The organism is Rosettibacter sp. KY25 (assembly GCF_057554405.1).
Genome location: NZ_BAAJAO010000019.1, coordinates 38206 through 57435 on the forward strand (window position 1 = coordinate 38206; position 19230 = coordinate 57435).

The 19230-nt window shown below is 28.0% G+C and carries 15 protein-coding genes and 1 CRISPR repeat array; of the genes, 12 read left to right on the forward strand and 3 right to left on the reverse strand.

Going from position 1 to position 19230, the window contains the following annotated elements:
- Positions 1-42: 42 nt before the first annotated feature.
- Genes AC27L2_RS11070 through AC27L2_RS11080 form a run of 3 tightly spaced genes read right to left on the reverse strand, consistent with a single transcriptional unit; the run spans position 43 to position 2059 of the window.
- Positions 43-741 (reverse strand): lycopene cyclase domain-containing protein, encoded by a 699-nt coding sequence (locus AC27L2_RS11070; protein WP_487211827.1) that lies wholly within the window; start codon positions 739-741, stop codon positions 43-45.
- On the reverse strand, positions 738-1211 hold the full coding sequence (locus AC27L2_RS11075; RefSeq protein WP_487211828.1) for a sterol desaturase family protein: 474 nt from the start codon (positions 1209-1211) through the stop codon (positions 738-740). Before AC27L2_RS11075 ends, AC27L2_RS11070 begins: the two co-directional genes overlap by 4 nt.
- 11 nt (positions 1212-1222) lie before the next feature.
- Positions 1223-2059 (reverse strand): phytoene/squalene synthase family protein, encoded by an 837-nt coding sequence (locus tag AC27L2_RS11080; RefSeq protein ID WP_487211829.1) that lies wholly within the window; start codon positions 2057-2059, stop codon positions 1223-1225.
- A 350-nt stretch (positions 2060-2409) separates the two neighbouring features.
- Here AC27L2_RS11080 and AC27L2_RS11085 point away from each other — a divergent pair, with 350 nt between their 5' ends.
- The 12 genes from AC27L2_RS11085 (at position 2410) to cas2 (ending at position 16839) form a co-directional block, all read left to right on the forward strand.
- On the forward strand, positions 2410-4869 hold the full coding sequence (locus tag AC27L2_RS11085; RefSeq protein ID WP_487211830.1) for a WD40 domain-containing protein: 2460 nt from the start codon (positions 2410-2412) through the stop codon (positions 4867-4869).
- A gap of 76 nt (positions 4870-4945) precedes the next feature.
- Positions 4946-6256, forward strand: a complete 1311-nt coding sequence (locus AC27L2_RS11090; RefSeq protein WP_487211831.1) for a ligand-binding sensor domain-containing protein — start codon at positions 4946-4948, stop codon at positions 6254-6256.
- Between the two features lie 119 nt (positions 6257-6375).
- A complete protein-coding gene (locus tag AC27L2_RS11095) occupies positions 6376-7275 on the forward strand; it encodes a DUF1848 domain-containing protein (RefSeq protein WP_487211832.1) in 900 nt (299 codons plus the stop codon).
- Positions 7276-7773: 498 nt separating this feature from the next.
- Positions 7774-8496 (forward strand): CRISPR-associated endoribonuclease Cas6, encoded by a 723-nt coding sequence (gene cas6, locus AC27L2_RS11100; RefSeq protein ID WP_487211833.1) that lies wholly within the window; start codon positions 7774-7776, stop codon positions 8494-8496.
- A complete protein-coding gene (locus AC27L2_RS11105; RefSeq protein ID WP_487211834.1) occupies positions 8493-9866 on the forward strand; it encodes a hypothetical protein in 1374 nt (457 codons plus the stop codon). Before cas6 ends, AC27L2_RS11105 begins: the two co-directional genes overlap by 4 nt.
- 2 nt (positions 9867-9868) lie before the next feature.
- Positions 9869-10336, forward strand: a complete 468-nt coding sequence (locus AC27L2_RS11110; RefSeq protein ID WP_487211835.1) for a hypothetical protein — start codon at positions 9869-9871, stop codon at positions 10334-10336.
- 22 nt (positions 10337-10358) lie between these two features.
- On the forward strand, positions 10359-11393 hold the full coding sequence (gene cas7i / locus AC27L2_RS11115) for a type I-B CRISPR-associated protein Cas7/Cst2/DevR (RefSeq protein ID WP_487211836.1): 1035 nt from the start codon (positions 10359-10361) through the stop codon (positions 11391-11393).
- Positions 11394-11402: 9 nt separating this feature from the next.
- A complete protein-coding gene (cas5b, locus tag AC27L2_RS11120; RefSeq protein ID WP_487211837.1) occupies positions 11403-12230 on the forward strand; it encodes a type I-B CRISPR-associated protein Cas5b in 828 nt (275 codons plus the stop codon).
- A complete protein-coding gene (gene cas3 / locus AC27L2_RS11125) occupies positions 12205-14859 on the forward strand; it encodes a CRISPR-associated helicase Cas3' (protein WP_487211838.1) in 2655 nt (884 codons plus the stop codon). Before cas5b ends, cas3 begins: the two co-directional genes overlap by 26 nt.
- Positions 14856-15356 carry a CRISPR-associated protein Cas4 gene (gene cas4, locus AC27L2_RS11130; protein ID WP_487211839.1) on the forward strand — a complete coding sequence of 167 codons (501 nt, stop codon included), beginning with the start codon at positions 14856-14858 and terminating at the stop codon, positions 15354-15356. The genes cas3 and cas4 overlap by 4 nt, the downstream gene beginning before the upstream one ends.
- A gap of 49 nt (positions 15357-15405) precedes the next feature.
- Positions 15406-16494 carry a type I-B CRISPR-associated endonuclease Cas1b gene (gene cas1b, locus AC27L2_RS11135; RefSeq protein WP_487211840.1) on the forward strand — a complete coding sequence of 363 codons (1089 nt, stop codon included), beginning with the start codon at positions 15406-15408 and terminating at the stop codon, positions 16492-16494.
- Between the two features lie 81 nt (positions 16495-16575).
- On the forward strand, positions 16576-16839 hold the full coding sequence (gene cas2 / locus AC27L2_RS11140; RefSeq protein WP_487211841.1) for a CRISPR-associated endonuclease Cas2: 264 nt from the start codon (positions 16576-16578) through the stop codon (positions 16837-16839).
- Positions 16840-16939: 100 nt separating this feature from the next.
- A CRISPR array of direct repeats spans positions 16940-19216; the repeat unit is 30 nt; unit sequence GTGTTAATCGAACTATAGTAGAATTGAAAC.
- Positions 19217-19230 lie beyond the last annotated feature (14 nt).

Genomic DNA, 19230 nt, shown 5'->3' on the forward strand with positions numbered 1-19230 from the left:
TTTTTAATTGTATAATCTACATTTAAGGTAATAAAATTATGCTTAATGATTATTGTTTTTTTTCGAGTAGTAGTAAATGAAAGAACCTAATAAAATCATATCATAATTGTAAATTATATCATCAAAAGGGATTGTAAATAAATATAAAGAACTATGTTTCATGCTGTCATAATACACTATTGGACTTGATGTAAACATTCCAGTTAAAGCACCATTTACGATTAAAAAAGGGACTAACGATATTAAGAATGTTATTAAAAATACAATTTTGAAAAATTTATCTTTATTAAATATTATAAATGATGTAATTAACAATGCAAAAAATGTTACAATAAATGTGTAAGTTTTTCCTACGAGAGAAATAATATTTAGAATAAAAAATATTATTATGAACAGAATGTAGATGTAATTAATTACTTTGTCTAATATATGATTGTGCTTTAAATTAATTTCTACAAGATGAAAAATAAACAACACAGCAAAGTTGACTACTATAAAAAATAACCATTCCTCAATAGGAAGATTAAGTAAAAGAAATCCTGTAACAAAATTATGATTAAAACCCCATATCTTTTCTCTTGTAAAAAGAATATCCCAAGGAATAAATATGATCAGTATAAATAGTAGTGCTATACCTACATTTTTCCATTTTTTAGAAAATGGATTTTGAAGATGAAAGGAAAAAATAAAAGGGATAAAAAAAGTTGATAAAAGAATAATCAAATAATAAAAATTTTTCATGAATAAATATTTTTCTTAGCTTCTTTATAATATCTTAATGGGACAATTAATAAACCGAAATTTTCACTTGGAAATTTGTTAATATGTTTATGGTGGTCTTTATGTGCTCTTCTTATTGCTGTGAAATAAGGATGATTGATTTTTTTGAATAATTTAAATCTTTGATGGATATATACTTCATGAATCAAAAAATAGACTAAACCATAAAGAGAAATACCAACACCAATCCAGAATAAATAATTAAAATCTGATGATATACCTCGCATTATAAAAAATATACCCGGTATTGCAAATATAAAGAAGAAAGCATCGTTTCTATGAATAATGCTATTATTTTCATAAGTATGATGGTCTTGATGTAATATCCATAGAAATCCGTGCATAACATATTTGTGAACAAACCATGCAACAAATTCCATTAAAAAGAATGACAATAAAACTAAAAAAATATTTATAAGTGTGTTTTCCAATTTATACTCCATTAAAATTTCTTAAACTTACTTTTTATAATAACCTTTAATGCAATTAATAGTTTAATAAAATTATTGATCCTAATTCTTTTTTTGAGTAATTCATTTGATGGTAATTTTTTTATTTTTTTAAGCAATGCTATGTAATATTCATAAGCTATCATAACCCCTAATTTTGCATTAGGGGGGAGCATTTTAATTCCATCCAAAGCATTATAAAAATCTGTTTCGATATCTTTAATGATACTCGCTTTAGCCTCTTCACTTAAGTTTTTAAAATCAATACCAGGAAAATAAGTTCGATTTAATAATTCATAATCATTTTTTATATCTCTTAAAAAGTTTACTTTTTGAAAAGCTGAGCCTAGTGCTTGTGCATAAGATTTTAACCTATCAAATAAAGTTTTATCCCCATTTGTAAATACTTTTAAACACATTAATCCAACAACTTCAGCACTACCATAAATATATTTTTTGTAACTTATACCATCGTATTCTCGTTTATATAAATCCATATTCATACTATCAAAGAATGGATTTATTAATTCTTCATCTATTCCAAACTTATTTGCTGTTAATTGAAAAGCATTAAGTACTGTGTTAGTTGAGAATTTTGATTTTAATGCAAGTGAAGTTTCTTCTTGTAAACTTTTAAGCCATTCTTTTTGAGAAATGTGGAACATTGTATCAACAATTTCATCAGCTAAACGAACTAATCCATATATTGCATAAATATGTTTTCGGATTGATTTATCAAGAAAAAGTATCCCTATTGAAAAGCTAGTTGAATATTTTTTTGTAATTAGTTCAGCATGTTTGTAAGAAATTTCGTTGTAAAGTGTTAACATAAATTATTATTTTTTCTACATAATAACAGAAGATTCCCATAGATTGTTCAAAAAATTAACCACTTGCTTTTTGAAAACCAATAAAAAATTTTAATGACTGAAAAGTTCATGAATCTTGATAAAAAATAATTTATTAATGCATTAAACTAAAATTTAATCGGCTAATAATTTTATTTTGTGAAAGTTTTATAAAAAATATAAATTAATCAATCTAGGGCATATAAAATTTCCTAAAAAAAACAGGTTCATGTTTTATTAATTTTTTTCAAATTTTATGAGAATGATTATCTCTATTTGAATCTAAGTTCTCTAATGAAGAATTCTAAAAATAAATAAAAATATAAATTGCTATGAAGAACCAATTAATTATACTCTTTTCTTTAATTATCATTTTTATGACAAAGAGTTTTGCTCAAATTAATTGGGATTTTCTTTGGCAACAAAATCTTGATACATCGGTTACTGCAGTCTCATTAAGTCCTGATGGAAGTAAGATGGCATCTGGAGATTACATTGGTAAAATTAGAGTTTGGGATTCATCAACAGGAACATTATTGTGGGAAAATGAGCATGAGGCTCAAATAGTAGCTATAGCATTCAGTCCTGATGGAAGCAAAATAGTTACTGCTGATAAATATTACTTAATTAAAGTCTGGGATTCTTCGACAGGTTTATTATTCTGGGCAGGGTACCTATCTGAGTATATAAATAATCGAATCTATTTTAGTGCAGATGGGAAAAAAGTAGCAGCTGCAAGTACAAGCAGAATAAAAGTATGGGATTTGTCTACTGGTACATTGTTGTGGGGAAAGAAAGTTGAAACTATATTTTCATTTTCATTAAATCCAGCTGGTAATAAAGCAGTTATTGGATATTATAATGGGAAAGTTGAATTATGGGATATTAAAAGTGACTCTTTATTATGGAGTTATACTCATAATAATTTGGTGTCTCAATTATCCTTTAGTCCAGATGGAAATATTTTAGCTGTAGGAGGTTACCATGGTAAGTTAAAAATATGGAATATTGTTAATGGTTCATTACTTTGGGAAGGAAGTCATCAAGCAGAAATATCTTCTATTTTATTTACTCCAGATGGAAGTAAAATTATAACAGGAGAAAGTAATTTAACATCGGCTATATGCAAAGTTAAAGTTTGGGATACATCAACAGGAAATCATAATGCAAAAGTTTTCATGTTTAGTCCTTTAGGAAATGAAATTATATCATGTGGCGAATATAAAATTTGTTTTTGGCGCCAAAATATTAACAAGAGTATTTATTTAATATCTCCTAATTTTTCAGAACAATATAGCATAGGCGACACATTAGAAATTAAATGGATAAGTACAGATATCCAAAGTATCAATATTGATTTTTCAACTGATAACGGCATAACCTGGAATACTATTGCAAGTAATATTTTAGCCAAATCTGGTTCTTATCTATGGCAAATCCCTAAAGTAATCTCAAATAGTTGCTTGATAAAAGTGAGTGATTATAATGATCAAAATATTTTTGATATTAGTGATCAAACTTTTTCTATAATTGGGAATATGTATTTGAGCTATGTTTATAAATTTGATAGTAACAATAAACATAGTTCTGAAAAACTAATTGGATTACCCGGTGATGTAAATTTTTCTATTATAGAATTATTCTCAACTTCAAATAAAGTTAGAGGAATAGATTGGAATGTGTTCTGGGATAATGGAGAGGATTATAATTATAAAATTGAATTTGATAATTCATCGACATTTAATTTTAGTCCAGGTAAAGCATTCTGGATAATTAGTAAGAATGATATTGCTGTAAATCGAAATGTTAATGCAGTAACTCTCAACGATGATGGGACATATGCAATATCACTTCACAAAAGCTGGAATTTAATTTCAAATCCATTTGATAAAAGTGTATCGTGGGAAGATGTAAAAACAATTAATGGAATAACACAGCCAATCTGGGATTTTGAAGGTTCATATTCAGAAGCAACAAACTTTGAACCTTATAAAGGTTATTATTTCTTTAATGCTACAAATCTAACACAATTAAAAATACCATATGTAAGCAGTTTGAAAAAGAAATCTCTTTACAAACAATCGAACGATTCATTAATAGCCAGAATTTCACTCTACAAGGATAATAATAAAATCTCGAGTGTTAGAATCTGCATAAATAAAAATGCGGCAGATACACTTGACGAATTTGATGTATATTCACCTGGAGTAAATGAAGAGGATATCAACATAGTAAATGAAAGCATATCTCCACGAAAAAGATATCAGAAAGCAGATTATAGAAATAAGATAAAAGAAAAAAATGAATACAAAATTGAAGTAGCAAATAGCAACAATGAAAATCTAAGATTAAAAGCTGAGGAAAATAATACAGCAATGGAAATCTATTTAATTGATGAAGAAGGGAAAATGATTTACAATTTGAATAAGGGATATGAAATTCCAAAATCAATAAAGAAGAAAATTTATAAAGTTATGCTTACAACTGAAGAAGAGATAGAAAAGATAAAACAAGAATTTTTACCTAAAGAATTTTATTTATCACAAAATTATCCCAATCCATTTAATATCAGCACCATAATAAACTATTCATTGCCCGAAGACCAGACAGTAACGATGGAATTATATAATGTAATAGGACAAAAAGTAAGTACAGTGATGGAGAATAAATATCACGAAGCAGGGAATTATAAAATAGAAATAAACGGCAATAAACTTGCAAGCGGAATATATTTATTAAAGATGTATTCAGAGAAATACAGTAAGATTATTAAAATGGTATTAATGAAGTAGAAAATTCTGTAAAATGATTTTTGGGAAGAAATTTTTATATTAATTAAGGTAATGGAATTAATTATCAGGAGGGAGTATGAAAATAAAATTAGTTTTTGCATTACTTTTATCCCTCTTGCAAATCAGCAAAGCACAAAATCAAGAATGGTTGATTTTTAGTAAAAATAAAAACTCTTTCCCATCAAATAATATTTCTTCAATTAAAATTGACTCCAGGAAAAACTTCTGGATTGGGACTATGGATTCGGGTCTTGTTAAACTTGATTTGTCAAAAGGAATTTCAAGTTTAAGCTGGACAGTTTATAATATTCCAAGAAATAATTTCCCGTCAAATACAATTTATTCTATAACTACAGATAATTTGAATAACTTATGGATTACCTCAGGCAATGGATTGATAAAATTAAGTGAATCTAAAATTGAACATAATAATTTTAATATCCCAATTGATTTTTTGTGTATAGCAATTGATTCAATCGGTAATAAATGGATTGGTACTGGAAATCCACTTTTTCAAATTGGTGCAGGATTAATTAAATATGATAACGCTCTTCCAGTCATTTATAATAAATCAAACTCTGGATTGCCCTCAGATTTTGTTTCTGCATTGTTAATTGATAAACATAATAAAAAATGGATTGGCACTAACAAAGGTCTTGCAGTTTATGATGATTCAAATTGGATTCTATATAACAGTGCAAATACAAATCTTCCTTCTGATTTTATCTATTTTATTTTTATTGACAGCAAAAATAATTTATGGATAGGAACAGGCTATGCATTAATTGCTGATAATAAAGCAGGACTTGTTAAATATGCCAATAATTCTTGGACAATTTACAATGTTAGCTCAGGTTTGCCTGTTAATTATGTAACTTGTGCTGCAGAAGATAAATTTGGAAATTTATGGTTTGGCACTTGGGGCGGAGGTTTAGTTAAATATGATGGCAAAAATTGGAAAGTTTATAATTCATCAAATTCACAGCTTCCCAATAATGTTATTTTGTCAATTGCAATTGATTATAATGATAATAAATGGATTGGAACTTATGGAGGCGGCTTAGCAATTTATAGAGAAAATGGAGTTATAATTTCTGTTGAAGAAAATTATTTATCACTTCCAAAATTTTATGAACTAAAACAAAATTATCCGAATCCATTCAATCCAGAAACTACAATTGAATTCTCAATTCCAGAGCAGACTCATGTGAAATTAAAGATTTATGATATATTAGGCAGAGAAATTACAACTTTGATAGATAAAGAATTAAATCCCGGTAATTATAAAAAAGTGTGGTTTGCTTATAATTTGCCGAGCGGAATTTATTTTTGCAGACTTCAAACAAATAATTATTCTGAAATAAAAAAATTAGTATTACAAAAGTAGTTAAGAATAATTCATACAATTTTTTATATGTATCATACCTATTGTAGTAGTTAATTGTCCCATAAAAATGTTTCCTTTATTGTTTTAAAGTAAATTCAATTTTAGTTAAAGCTATTTGAATGAAAAAAATAATAATCTCTGCAAGCAGAAGAACTGATATACCAGCATTCTATTCAGATTGGCTGATTGAAAGAATGAAGCTTGGATATTTGTATTATCCAAATCCATTCTCACAAAAACCAGTTTATATCGATTTAAGTCCAGAAGCAGTAAAAGCATTTGTATTTTGGACTCGCAATCCAAAACCTCTTTTTAAGCATCTCGATTTTATTGATGAAAAATATAATAAACATCATTACATGCATTTGACAATAAATGGCTATCCAAAAATTTTGGAGAAAAGAAGTCCAGATATAAATCATGTAATTTCTTATGCAGAATATTTAGCGAAAAGATTTGGTGATAATTATATTCAATGGCGTTTTGACCCAATAATTATTTCGAGTATAACTCCTTATGAATTCATTATAAATAAATTTAGATATATAGCAGATAAACTTTCCGGCATCACAAAAAGATGTTACATAAGTTTTGTCGATTTATATAAGAAAACTAAAATAAATTTGCTGAAAGCAGAGAGAGATTTTGATATAAAATTTTATGAGCCATCAGTTGAAGAACAAATTAAATTAGTAAAAGTACTCTTAGAAATTGCCAAAGAGAAAAAAATAGATTTATACGTCTGTACAGAAGACCATTTGCTTAAAAGAATTCCAGAATTGAAAAAAGCTCACTGTGTTGATATTGAAATTATTGATTCAATTTGTAGTGATGATGAAAAAAGTAATTATAAAATTTCTCCATCTCGATTAGGATGCGGCTGCTATGAAAGCAAAGATATTGGAATTTATGATACATGTCCGTTTGGTTGCATTTATTGTTATGCAAATTCAAATTCTGATAAGAAAATCAATGATGTTAAAAGAATTATTAAAAATTATTATACAAAATTAATTTAATAAAAGAGGGCATAAAGCTTATTCAAAATTTTTGTTTATAAAAATTTTTAAAAATGCTAAATTGAGTTAGAAATTTAATTCATTCAGAGGGTGGTCCGAAGATTAAAAAATAATAAGATTACAAAATTACAGTATTACACTATTCCAAGATTGCAAGTTAAGTGTAGCGATTTATAGCTTATTGTTAAAAACCCCGAAAGGGGTTAAATATGAATAGAATTAAATAAAGCATAAAATAATTTTAAGAACCCTGCAGGGGTTTAATGATAGACGATGAGAATAGAAACGCTTGGAATGATGGAAAGTTGGAATAATGGAAAGTTGGAATAATGGAATAATGGGCTGATGATTGTAACATGAAACATAGTTTCGTGCAAATACATTAATAGTTGCCAGTAACTAATTGAAAGGTTAACTGGTTGTAAGTTAAAAACCCCATAGGCGCTTAATATTAATAGATTAGGATAAATAATTTGTAATAAATAATTCGAGGATAATGTGAGACTTACATTTGATTTTGAAATAAGTCCTGCCGAAATTCCAAAAAATTACCGAATAGGATTTATTTCACTAATTAAAAAGCTTATTGAAAAACAAAATCCATCACTTTTCGGTTTATATTACAACCAGCACAAATTAAAGCCCTTCACATTTGGTGTTTATTTCCCTCAATTACAAAAAAGCAATAATGAAAATTTTAATGTAGGGAATGTTGCTGTATTAAATTTTTCTACATCATCTTTAGAACTTGCTGCTTATGTCTACAATGGTTTTATGAAGCTCAAAGAGCAAAAAGAAAAACACATATGGAAAAGAGAGGGCTATGAAATTTATTTCAAGCCAAAAAGAGTTTATATGCATCCCTTAAAGAAAATAAGAAATGATGAAATTGAAGTAAAAACATTATCACCATTACTTGTTAATAATCTTGGTGATTCAAACAAATTTTTGCTGCCGGGCGAAGAAGGATTTTTAGAAGGTTTGAAATTTTCTGTAAAAGAATGCGCAAAAGAATTTTTGAGTATCGATTATGATTTCCCATTTGAATTTATACCAGAAAAATGGGGAAGAGAAGTTGTTTATCATTATCAAAAGACACCTGGAGTAATAGGAACTTTCAGAATAAAATCAATTCCTGAAATACTGCAGATGATATACGATGCTGGACTTGGCGTCCATCGTTCACAAGGTTTTGGATTATTGGAGGTAATAAAGCAATGAACGATAAACTTATTCTTTATCCATCTAACTGGCTTTATAATGCCGGAGTTGTAGGATTAATGAGTTTGATCGAAAAAACTGTTAATAATATTCAAAATTACTTTATAGATGGAAATATAAATGGAGATGAATTATTAGATAGTTTAAAAGAAATAACGAAAAATAAAAAATGCATCCATCTCAATGAGCCTTTCAATACTTTACCTTTATGGTATTTGTATTATATAGAAGATGGATTTAATTGGAATTATAGTAATTTACGAAGTTTTATTAGCCAAAATCTTGCAAAGGCTTCTTCTAGTGGGAACAAATCTAATTTAAAGGAACAATTACAAATTAAAAAAAATATTAAATATTATAATTATGAATTTTATGCAACAAATATCAATCAAGTAATTGATGATGTGTATTCTTCGTTATCCAGTAAAAATGAAAAAATATCGTTAAAAGATGCCATAGACAGAATATTTAACATTATAACCAATGACGAAAGAAATAAAATCTTATATATTTATAGAAAATTTGTTGGTGCTCTTTTTTCAAAAACCAAATCTGGTGTTTACCAGAATTTTTTCCATAAGAGCAAGTATGATAACTTTGAAAATTTTTTAGAGTTTTTTGATATATCACATTTTCTTATTGAAAAAAATGATTCGGATGTATGTAGCTTCTGTAATAATAACCTATTTAAGCTAATTCCCATTAAAACTGAGTATATGTCCCTTATTTTCCCTAATTATAATGAATTCCCAAATTCATTTTGGAATAATGATCAAGAAAAAGTTACAAGAATTTGCGGATTATGCAATTTTATTTTACTTCACCATCATCTTGCATTAACAAAGATGCCAGATTCCCAAATCTTTATTAATGCTCCATCATTCAAAGTAATGTATGAATTAAACAAGTTAGTAAGAGAAGTTTATGGAACAGACAATTATGAAGAATCGAAAAGTAAAAGAGAAATACTTGCAATGTCGATAATTGAGTATTCAAGAAAAATAGCAACAACACTTGGCTTATGGACTGGGATGAATATTGAAATTGTTACAAGAAGCAGCAAAGGAATTGATTTCTTTTTATTGCCTTATGATGTAGTAAAAATTATTTCTGATAGAGAAGTTGCATCATTATTATCTGAATTAGGAGAATTCAAAATTCTTAATAATGTGCTTGATAGAAAATACGCATACCTTACAGAGATTGCATATTTACTCTTAAGAGAATCAACAAAGGATTATAATGAAAGAAATAATGATTTAATTAAAAGCATACTCTACAGATGGGATAACCAGAGAAACTTAGTAGAAACAGCTAATAAAATTTTAAAGCTGTATTCATTAATTGAAGAAAAAATTAAAAGGAGTTAATTATGGATACACAAACATTAGAACAAAAAATTCAAAACGGGGAAATCTATTACGAAGACTTTGAAAAAAGATTTAAAGAACTGCACAGTCAATTAAAAGAATTCCAGAATCAGCTTGAATATATTACTGAAATAAAAAAAGATGAAGCAAGATTTAGAGCACTTTTACAGAAAGTATCTGGTATGAATTCTTCTGAGCTAATGGAAAGTTTGAGGGGACTTGGATACAAATATAAAAGCGATTTAAAAGATGCGTTTAAGTATGTTGGTTATCGGCTGCTTGAACAAACTCGTGCCGGTAAGCGAGCAGATGTCTATTACGGCATTATGAGAATATTTGTTTCTTATAATCTGGAGTTTCCTAAAATACTATTAGAGGCATTCAAGCCATATTACTCAGATGAAATGTTCAAAGTTTTTATTTTTTCTTTCTTAAGTGGATTATTGAGTCAAGAACAATCAAAACAATAATTTTATAAAAGGAGGATTTACAATGTCTAATAATAACAGCATTAAAAATATTACATTAACTATAATCTTTGAGGGCTCTGCATTAAACCGAGATGAAAAAATTGGTAACAATATTCTTTCAATTAAAAAAATGAACGTAAATGGTGAATTAAAATCTTTTATCAGTAAAGTGGCAATAAGACATTATTTATTTAACTCTTTACAAGAAGCTTATAAATGGAATTTTTCTAGTGTAAGACTTGGAGAAAAAGATGTGGTCCAATTTGATATAGAGAAATATAATATTCTAAACTGTGAAGAATTAGATGCTTTTGGGTATATGTATACAATAGGTAATGTCTCTTTAACCAGAAAAGCTCCTGTAAGTATGACAAAAGCAATTTCATTATCATCTTATAATCATGATATGGCTTTTTATGCTAATCATGATTTAGTTCAGAGAGGGAAAAAACAAGGATTATCTAAAGTTGATCCTGATCCATATAATAAAGAAGAGCATACATCATACTATAAACTTACTTATACAATTGATTCTCATGTTTTTGGAAAGCATACTATTATAGCTGATGAATATGATGATAATTCAAATGTTATTGTAATAAAGTATAAAGAAAATAAAATTGATAAGGAATTTAAGTTTAAAATTGAATCCGAGAATGGAACAGTAACGCCATCAAGAATTGATAATTCTGAGAAAATTAAAATTGATATACAATTAAATAACGATATTAAAATTAAGAGAATAAAAAACATCTTAGAAGTAATAAAAGATGGTCTTCATGCTCAATCAAGTGGAGAGCCTAACACAATTATTCCTTTATTTATCATTGCCAGCGGAGTTAAAATCCCTTCCCCAATATTTCATCCTTATATTGATGTTAAGAAAGATAAGAATGAAGTAAAAGTAATTGGTATTAATGATTGCCTTGATAATTCATGGATTGATAGCAAAATCTTTATTAAAGATTGTGAGAGATTAAGCGTTAATGTTTCCAGTAATAAGATTACACGGGATTGGAATGAATTCTTAAAAGAAGTAGGTTTAGAAAATAAGTAAGCGAGAAAAATGAAAATGAACATTCTTAGACTTAAAATTTATCAACCTCAGGCTCATTATAGAATCCCTTTTACTTATCTGAGAAGGCATACATATCCACTACCACCATATTCAACTGTAATTGGATTCATTGTAAATGCACTGGGGATTTTTAACCAAGAAGATGATTTGTATAAAAACGGAATTAAAAAGTTGAAGATTTCAATAGCAGGAAGATTTGATAGCAAAACAACTGAATATATTTGGTTTCGAAACCTGGGGAAAGATAGTCATAAGTCCAGATTTGGTTATTTGGAAAACAGAGAATTAAATGGACATATCGAGCACATTGGAGGTCAATCACCTATGTCCATTGATGTTCTTAATGAAGTAAGACTCGTAATTTATCTTTATCATACTGATTCGATTTACTTGAATAAAATTAAAGAAGGAATTTCTAATCCAGTCAATCGACTTGAAATTTTGCACCTCGGTAGAGCAGAAGATTGGATAGTGTTTGAAGAAGAACCAAAGTTATTGAATATTGATAACTTCGAGTTTAATTGTCGTGATGCAGATTATAAACATTTCTTCTGGATTCCTGAAAAAATATTTCAGTTAGATAATTATAAAATAGACTATCAACAATTTGATGGTTTGCTTTATAATCTAACTACATTTTGTGAAATAGAAAATTATCAAGAAACATTTAATCGTCACGGTGTCAGAAAGTTTGAATATATGAGAACCAAGTTAAACGATGGGAAAATAAAAGGTGCAGAATTAATAATTGATAAGGAATTAAAACTTCCAATTTTCTTGGGGGACTTTAATGGAACAGGTCAAAATATGGGCTAAAAGCATAAAAAAATATAATAGAGTAATTACATTAAGTGAACATACAAATAATGTTCTCAATGCATTTGATCAAATAAAAATTAGAGTTGAAAAACAATATCTCAGAGAGTACATAAAGCTTGCTATCCAGTTCCATGATTTAGGAAAAGTATTACCTTATTTTCAGATTGTTCAGCTGGGTAATAATTTATATAAGCCATTCGATGTAACTAACAATATTTATCACTCAATTTTTTCTGTGTTATGGATTAATCAAACAGAGTTAGAAAGAGAATTAAAATCAGTTAATCCACAATATGATAAGGACTATTTGAATTTTCTAAATTCAGCGGTTGCCTATCATCACTGGAAAGAAAGCTTGGAAGATTTAATGAGATTTGGAGGAACAGCTTTTGAAAGATTTGGTGATAAATTTCTTAACAATGAATTATTAGAAGAATTAGAAAAAAATCTTCTAAATGAAATAAGATTGATAAATGGCTTTAATGAAAATTTAATTTCCTTTAACAAAAAAATGTTGAATGGATTATCGAATGGAATTTCATTCACTGAATATGTAATCCCACCATATCAACTTTGTTGGCTTCCAAAACGAATTGAAACACCAGAAGAAAAATTGAAAGATTGGATTTTATTAAGCGGATTCTTAATTCGCTGTGACCACTTTGCTTCTTTCTGTGAAGAAGATGAAGATAATTATCAAATTGAAATTGAAAATAAAAGCTATGATTTAATCAAAGAAAAAGTAGTGGAGAAAATTAATGAAAAATTAGAAGTTAAAATTTCGGAAGACAATATCTGGCAATTTAAAGAAGTTGAAAATCTAAAAGACAAAAATGTTATTCTAATTGCCCCTACAGGTTCAGGTAAAACAGAATTTTCATTTCTATGGTCAAATGGAGAAAAATTTTTCTATACATTACCGCTTCGCTCCGCTGCTGAACAAATCTTTGAACGAGCAGCAAATATATTTGATAATGATAAAACTGGTTTACTTCATTCTGATGCAGATGTTTATTTTCTATCAAAAAATAAAGAAGAAAATTCAATTAAACTTTATGATACAGCTCGCCAGCTTTCTTATCCTGCTATTATTTCTACAGGCGACCAATTTTTCCCTTATGCACTTAGACCTCCTGGATACGAAAAAATATATGCAGTTTTTTCTTACTCGAAATTAGTTATTGATGAAGTTCAGGCATACGACCCACGAGCAGCTGCAATTATAGTTAAATTTATTGAAGATGTTGTTAGAATGGGCGGTAAATTTCTTTTAATGACCGCTACAATGCCAAAATATATTGAAGAAGAGATTATCAATCGGTTGAAAAAGCTTAATGTAAATGAAGTATTCATGAATCGCTATGAAGATGAAAAACAAAAGTATACAACACTAAAAAAACACAAAATAGAATTAAGAATAATCGAGAACAAAAAAGATTCTAACAATAAAACTGATTTTTCTTTTACTCCGGAGTTAATTGATGAAATACTTGAGAAGGGTGCTAATTCGAGAGTAATGGTTATCGTAAATACTGTAGAACAAGCTAAAAATGTTTATAAAAAAATTATTGAAAAAAGAAATTGTAATGTTTGGTTACTACATTCACAATTTACTAATGACGACAAAAAAATTATTTATAATGAAATAGAGAAACATTTTAAGAATCCTAAAGAAGAAAATGATAGAGAAGGAAAAATTCTTATTGCTACACAAGTAGTAGAAGCTTCACTCGATTTAGATGCTGATTATTTGTTTACCGAAATTGCCCCATTGGATTCACTTGTTCAGAGAATGGGACGAATACTAAGAAGACATAAACAAAATTATGAATATCAAGGTGAACCGAATGTAAAAGTTATTGTATTCACAGAAGGTTATGAATCTGGGAATGGAAAAGTTTATGAAAAAGAGTTGATAGAAAAAAGTTACATAATGATAAGATTTATTGATAAGTTTTGTCTGGAAATAGAAAAATCAGAATTGATTTCAGAAATTAATAAGTATTATAGTAAAGGTGAGTTTATTGGAATTTCGATTGAAGAATCAAAAAGCAATAAGCAAAAAAAGACAAAAACGAAAAAAGAAGTTGAAATAAATTTATTTGATAACAAAGTCGATAGTTACCTAATATCTGAGTATCAAAAATTTATATTAGTTTCTAATTTGTATCGCTTACTTGAACCAGAGGGAAAGTATTTATCCGAATTTTATAAAACATTAGAGATTCTAGATGCTGGATATATGTCTGATAGAAAAGCAGAAGCACAAAAAATATTTAGAGAAATAATTTCAACTTCAGTTATCTGCAAAAAACAAAAAGATGAATTAAAAAAAGATCTTGATAATTTCTTGCAAAAATATAAAGAAGCTAAAAGTCAATACACTAATTTTAAGAAAGAAATACTTTCTAAATATGTAATTAATATTTCTGGCTTTAGGAGTAAGATAATAAGTTATGATAATTCATTAGAGTATTGGATAGATTATGAATGTGAATATGAGTCTAAGATCAAAGAGAAATTAAAAAGATGGTTAAATAACATTTATTTTACCTATATAGTATGTAATGAAAAAAATAATGAATCTCAAAAAATTGAAGCTGATTCAAATTCTACAATAATATGAAAATAACAGGTACGCATATATCATATTACTTTCACTGTTATAGACATCTTTGGTTATTTGCTCATTCAATAAATATGGAGCAAACAAGCGATACTGTAGCTCTTGGTAAATTTATTTCCGATTCAACTTATCAAAGAGAAAAACATGATTTGCATATTGTTAATGAGGATGATGAAATTGTTATCGATTTTTATGACCCCAAAAGAAAAATTATTCATGAAGTAAAAAAATCTGATAAGATGGAAGAAACTCATATCTGGCAGGTCAAATTTTATATTTATGTGCTCAACAAAATTGGAATCGAAAATGTAACAGGTGAAATTGATTATCCAAAACTTAGACAATTAATTAAAGTGGAATTTAATCAACAAGATAAAAGCAGAATTGAAGAAATTAAAAGTGATATCAAAAATTTAATTTCACAAAAGTCTCCGCCCCCTGTGATTAATAAACCATATTGTAAAAGTTGTTCTTATTATGATTTATGCTATAGTTAAATCAAATTTCTATTTCATCATTTTCAAACAAAACCAATACTGATATAAGATGAAAAAAAATTATTACATATTCTCAAGCGGAAAACTTATTCGAAAAGAAAACACTCTTTATTTTGAACCAGGAGAAAACAAAGAACCTGAAGAGATAACCTCTGAAGATGAAATTGAAGTTGATGACCAAACAATTAATGAAAAAGATTCTGACGATATTGAACCAAAAAGATTGCCTCGTAAACCAATACCTGTTGAGGATATTGATTCAATTTATTGTTTCAGCGAATTAAGGTTTAATACAAGATTTCTAAATTTCATTGCACAAAAAGAAATCATACTTCATCTTTTTAATTATTATGGCTATTACACTTCATCATTTTATCCTCGTGAACCATATATTTCCGGCAAATTACTAATTGAACAAGTTAAACATCATCTTGATGAAGAAAAGAGAATCAATCTGGCAAGAAGATTTGTTCATGGTGCAGCAGAAAATATTAAAAAGAATCTTCAATATTATAATAATAGAGACAAAGATTTAAGTTACTTTATTGAAAAGACGGAAGAATTAATTGCTCAAATTCAAGAATGCGACGATGTTCAGGAATTAATGGGCATAGAAGGGAATATAAGGTCAAATTATTATACTGCATGGAATTTAATTATTAATAATGAAATAGATTTTGAAAAAAGAACAAAACATCCGCCGTCAAATCCAATAAATGCATTAATATCATTTGGGAATTCTCTGGTCTATACAACAGTATTGAGTGAAATTTATAAAACACAGTTAAATCCGTTGATAAGTTTTTTGCACGAGCCGGGAGAAAGAAGATTTTCATTGTCGCTTGACATAGCAGAAATATTTAAGCCGCTTCTATCTGACAGAATAATTTTTAGTTTATTAAATAAAAATCAAATTCAGGAAAAACATTTCAGTAAAGAACTTAATAAATGTTATTTAACTGAAGAGGGAAGAAAAATTTATTTGAAAGAATATGATGAGAAATTAAAAACAACAATTAAGCATAGACAATTAAAAAAATCTGTAAGCTATCAGCATTTAATTCGATTAGAATGCTATAAAATTATAAAGCACCTGTTGAGTGAAAAAGAATACGAGCCGTTTAAGATATGGTGGTAGAAAAAAATGTCAACACATATATAAAAATGATTTTACAAATCATGAATTTATTTCAGAAGAAGAAATTCATCAGAGGCAGGAATGTATGTAATCATAGTTTATGATGCTGCTCCAAAAAGAGGGGCAAAATTATTAAAATATCTTCGTCAACATTTAAACTGGGTTCAGAATTCAGTATTTGAAGGCGAATTAACAGAGAGTGAATTTGAAAAAATAAAACATGGGATAAAAGAAATAATAAATGAAAAACTAGATAGTATAATTTATTACACATTTGAATCGCAGAATTATCATGAAAGGGGAATAATAGGAGTAGAGAGGAATGAGATTGATTCATTTATATGAAAAGTCGTCGAAGTCCAAAGAAAATTACATTATTAGAGGTAGACGATGGGAGGATAAAAAAAATGTTGTAAAATGAATTAAAATGGCATAAATTAGGGCTGTGTTAATCGAACTATAGTAGAATTGAAACGAGGTCTCGGAACTGGCAGGCGTGAAGGCCGTCAAGGGTGTTAATCGAACTATAGTAGAATTGAAACGTAGGCAAGCCATTGCCAATAGTTTCAGTTGTCCAGTGTTAATCGAACTATAGTAGAATTGAAACGAAAATCCTACTGAGATAATAAAAGAATTTATAGAGTGTTAATCGAACTATAGTAGAATTGAAACGAAGTTAAATTCCCACCACCTGAAAGTGGTGTATTTGGTGTTAATCGAACTATAGTAGAATTGAAACATAGAAGCACGACGAAAGCCAGGCAAGGATAAATAAGTGTTAATCGAACTATAGTAGAATTGAAACACTTGAACTTTATCTCCCAGAATTTTAAGTTGTGGATGTGTTAATCGAACTATAGTAGAATTGAAACCCTATTCCCCAACCTCGTATAATTATGTGCAAAAAGTGTTAATCGAACTATAGTAGAATTGAAACTCAAAAAATTTTAAATCGTGATAAATACTGGATGAAGTGTTAATCGAACTATAGTAGAATTGAAACTGCTCACTCGTGAGTATGAGCACGGGGAAATCGTGCAAGTGTTAATCGAACTATAGTAGAATTGAAACATTGCAAATAATCCAAATTGACCTTTTGGTAAATAGTGTTAATCGAACTATAGTAGAATTGAAACGAAGATGGAGATAATTTTATTGAATTAAAACCTGGTGTTAATCGAACTATAGTAGAATTGAAACATTGACTGCAATATATTCATTTAAACAATTATTGCGTGTTAATCGAACTATAGTAGAATTGAAACAAATAATACGCAAAGAATTTTGTTTATAAAGGATCAGTGTTAATCGAACTATAGTAGAATTGAAACATTATTACCGAATAGACCATCTGAGCGAAAGCGACACGTGTTAATCGAACTATAGTAGAATTGAAACTATAAGTCCAAAACATTATCTGGAACAACATAACCATGTGTTAATCGAACTATAGTAGAATTGAAACTTATTTGGTAATAGTACAAATAATTATATTAAATTCGTGTTAATCGAACTATAGTAGAATTGAAACTAAAAATTGTTCCAGGTGGCTTTTAATACTTCGTTTAGTGTTAATCGAACTATAGTAGAATTGAAACAGAAAAATTACGCAAGAAAATAAAGAAAATTTGGAGGCGTGTTAATCGAACTATAGTAGAATTGAAACGTGTTTATGCTTAATATATTAGACACAAATAAAATACGTGTTAATCGAACTATAGTAGAATTGAAACAGCTTAGAAATCTTATGTAATATGTTTCTATCACGTGTTAATCGAACTATAGTAGAATTGAAACGTTATAATAGAGAAGTATTGGAATCCTTTTGCTGTGTGTTAATCGAACTATAGTAGAATTGAAACCGATATTACCAAATTATTAATATGATTATAGAAAGGTGTTAATCGAACTATAGTAGAATTGAAACTGATATAATGATATATTTATAACATTTTAACCACGGTGTTAATCGAACTATAGTAGAATTGAAACATAATTCTGGATTTTCGTAAATGTTGCCTATAACTGTGTTAATCGAACTATAGTAGAATTGAAACAATTAATTATTTGGCAATGAGTGGTATGGGAACAAATAGTGTTAATCGAACTATAGTAGAATTGAAACTATTCCTTGTCGAATTTACATTGAAATGTTTTCGCCGTGTTAATCGAACTATAGTAGAATTGAAACCAATATTTCGAATCTGTATATAGGCAATACCTACCAGTGTTAATCGAACTATAGTAGAATTGAAACCCCTGCAGGGGTTTTTAATAAACTAAGGAGGAATAAGTGTTAATCGAACTATAGTAGAATTGAAACGAAATCTTAAGAATAGCAGAAAGTCTAACAGAAATGTGTTAATCGAACTATAGTAGAATTGAAACACCCCCAAAACCATAAATCTTATACAACTCCTCTTCGTGTTAATCGAACTATAGTAGAATTGAAACCACTGACGTTCATAAATATTAATAGCTTCATGACGAAGTGTTAATCGAACTATAGTAGAATTGAAACTTTAACATGTCGCATAATGGATAATTATCGCCATCTCCGTGTTAATCGAACTATAGTAGAATTGAAACATTGTTTCGAGAGAAAAAGGAGGGAAAAATGGTTCACGTGTTAATCGAACTATAGTAGAATTGAAACTGATAATTTCTGTTTTTTCCGTAGCCTTTGAATGTTGTGTTAATCGAACTATAGTAGAATTGTCCCGCAAAGCGGGATTT

Bases quoted from the DNA above. Each gene is read 5' to 3' on its own strand.
- AC27L2_RS11070 (WP_487211827.1), bottom strand. From the start codon at position 741: ATGAAAAATTTTTATTATTTGATTATTCTTTTATCAACTTTTTTTATC.
- AC27L2_RS11080 (WP_487211829.1), bottom strand. From the start codon at position 2,059: ATGTTAACACTTTACAACGAAATTTCTTACAAACATGCTGAACTAATT.
- AC27L2_RS11085 (WP_487211830.1), top strand. From the start codon at position 2,410: ATGAAGAACCAATTAATTATACTCTTTTCTTTAATTATCATTTTTATG.
- AC27L2_RS11090 (WP_487211831.1), top strand. From the start codon at position 4,946: ATGAAAATAAAATTAGTTTTTGCATTACTTTTATCCCTCTTGCAAATC.
- AC27L2_RS11095 (WP_487211832.1), top strand. From the start codon at position 6,376: ATGAAAAAAATAATAATCTCTGCAAGCAGAAGAACTGATATACCAGCA.
- AC27L2_RS11105 (WP_487211834.1), top strand. From the start codon at position 8,493: ATGAACGATAAACTTATTCTTTATCCATCTAACTGGCTTTATAATGCC.
- AC27L2_RS11110 (WP_487211835.1), top strand. From the start codon at position 9,869: ATGGATACACAAACATTAGAACAAAAAATTCAAAACGGGGAAATCTAT.
- cas7i (WP_487211836.1), top strand. From the start codon at position 10,359: ATGTCTAATAATAACAGCATTAAAAATATTACATTAACTATAATCTTT.
- cas5b (WP_487211837.1), top strand. From the start codon at position 11,403: ATGAAAATGAACATTCTTAGACTTAAAATTTATCAACCTCAGGCTCAT.
- cas3 (WP_487211838.1), top strand. From the start codon at position 12,205: ATGGAACAGGTCAAAATATGGGCTAAAAGCATAAAAAAATATAATAGA.
- cas4 (WP_487211839.1), top strand. From the start codon at position 14,856: ATGAAAATAACAGGTACGCATATATCATATTACTTTCACTGTTATAGA.
- cas1b (WP_487211840.1), top strand. From the start codon at position 15,406: ATGAAAAAAAATTATTACATATTCTCAAGCGGAAAACTTATTCGAAAA.
- cas2 (WP_487211841.1), top strand. From the start codon at position 16,576: ATGTATGTAATCATAGTTTATGATGCTGCTCCAAAAAGAGGGGCAAAA.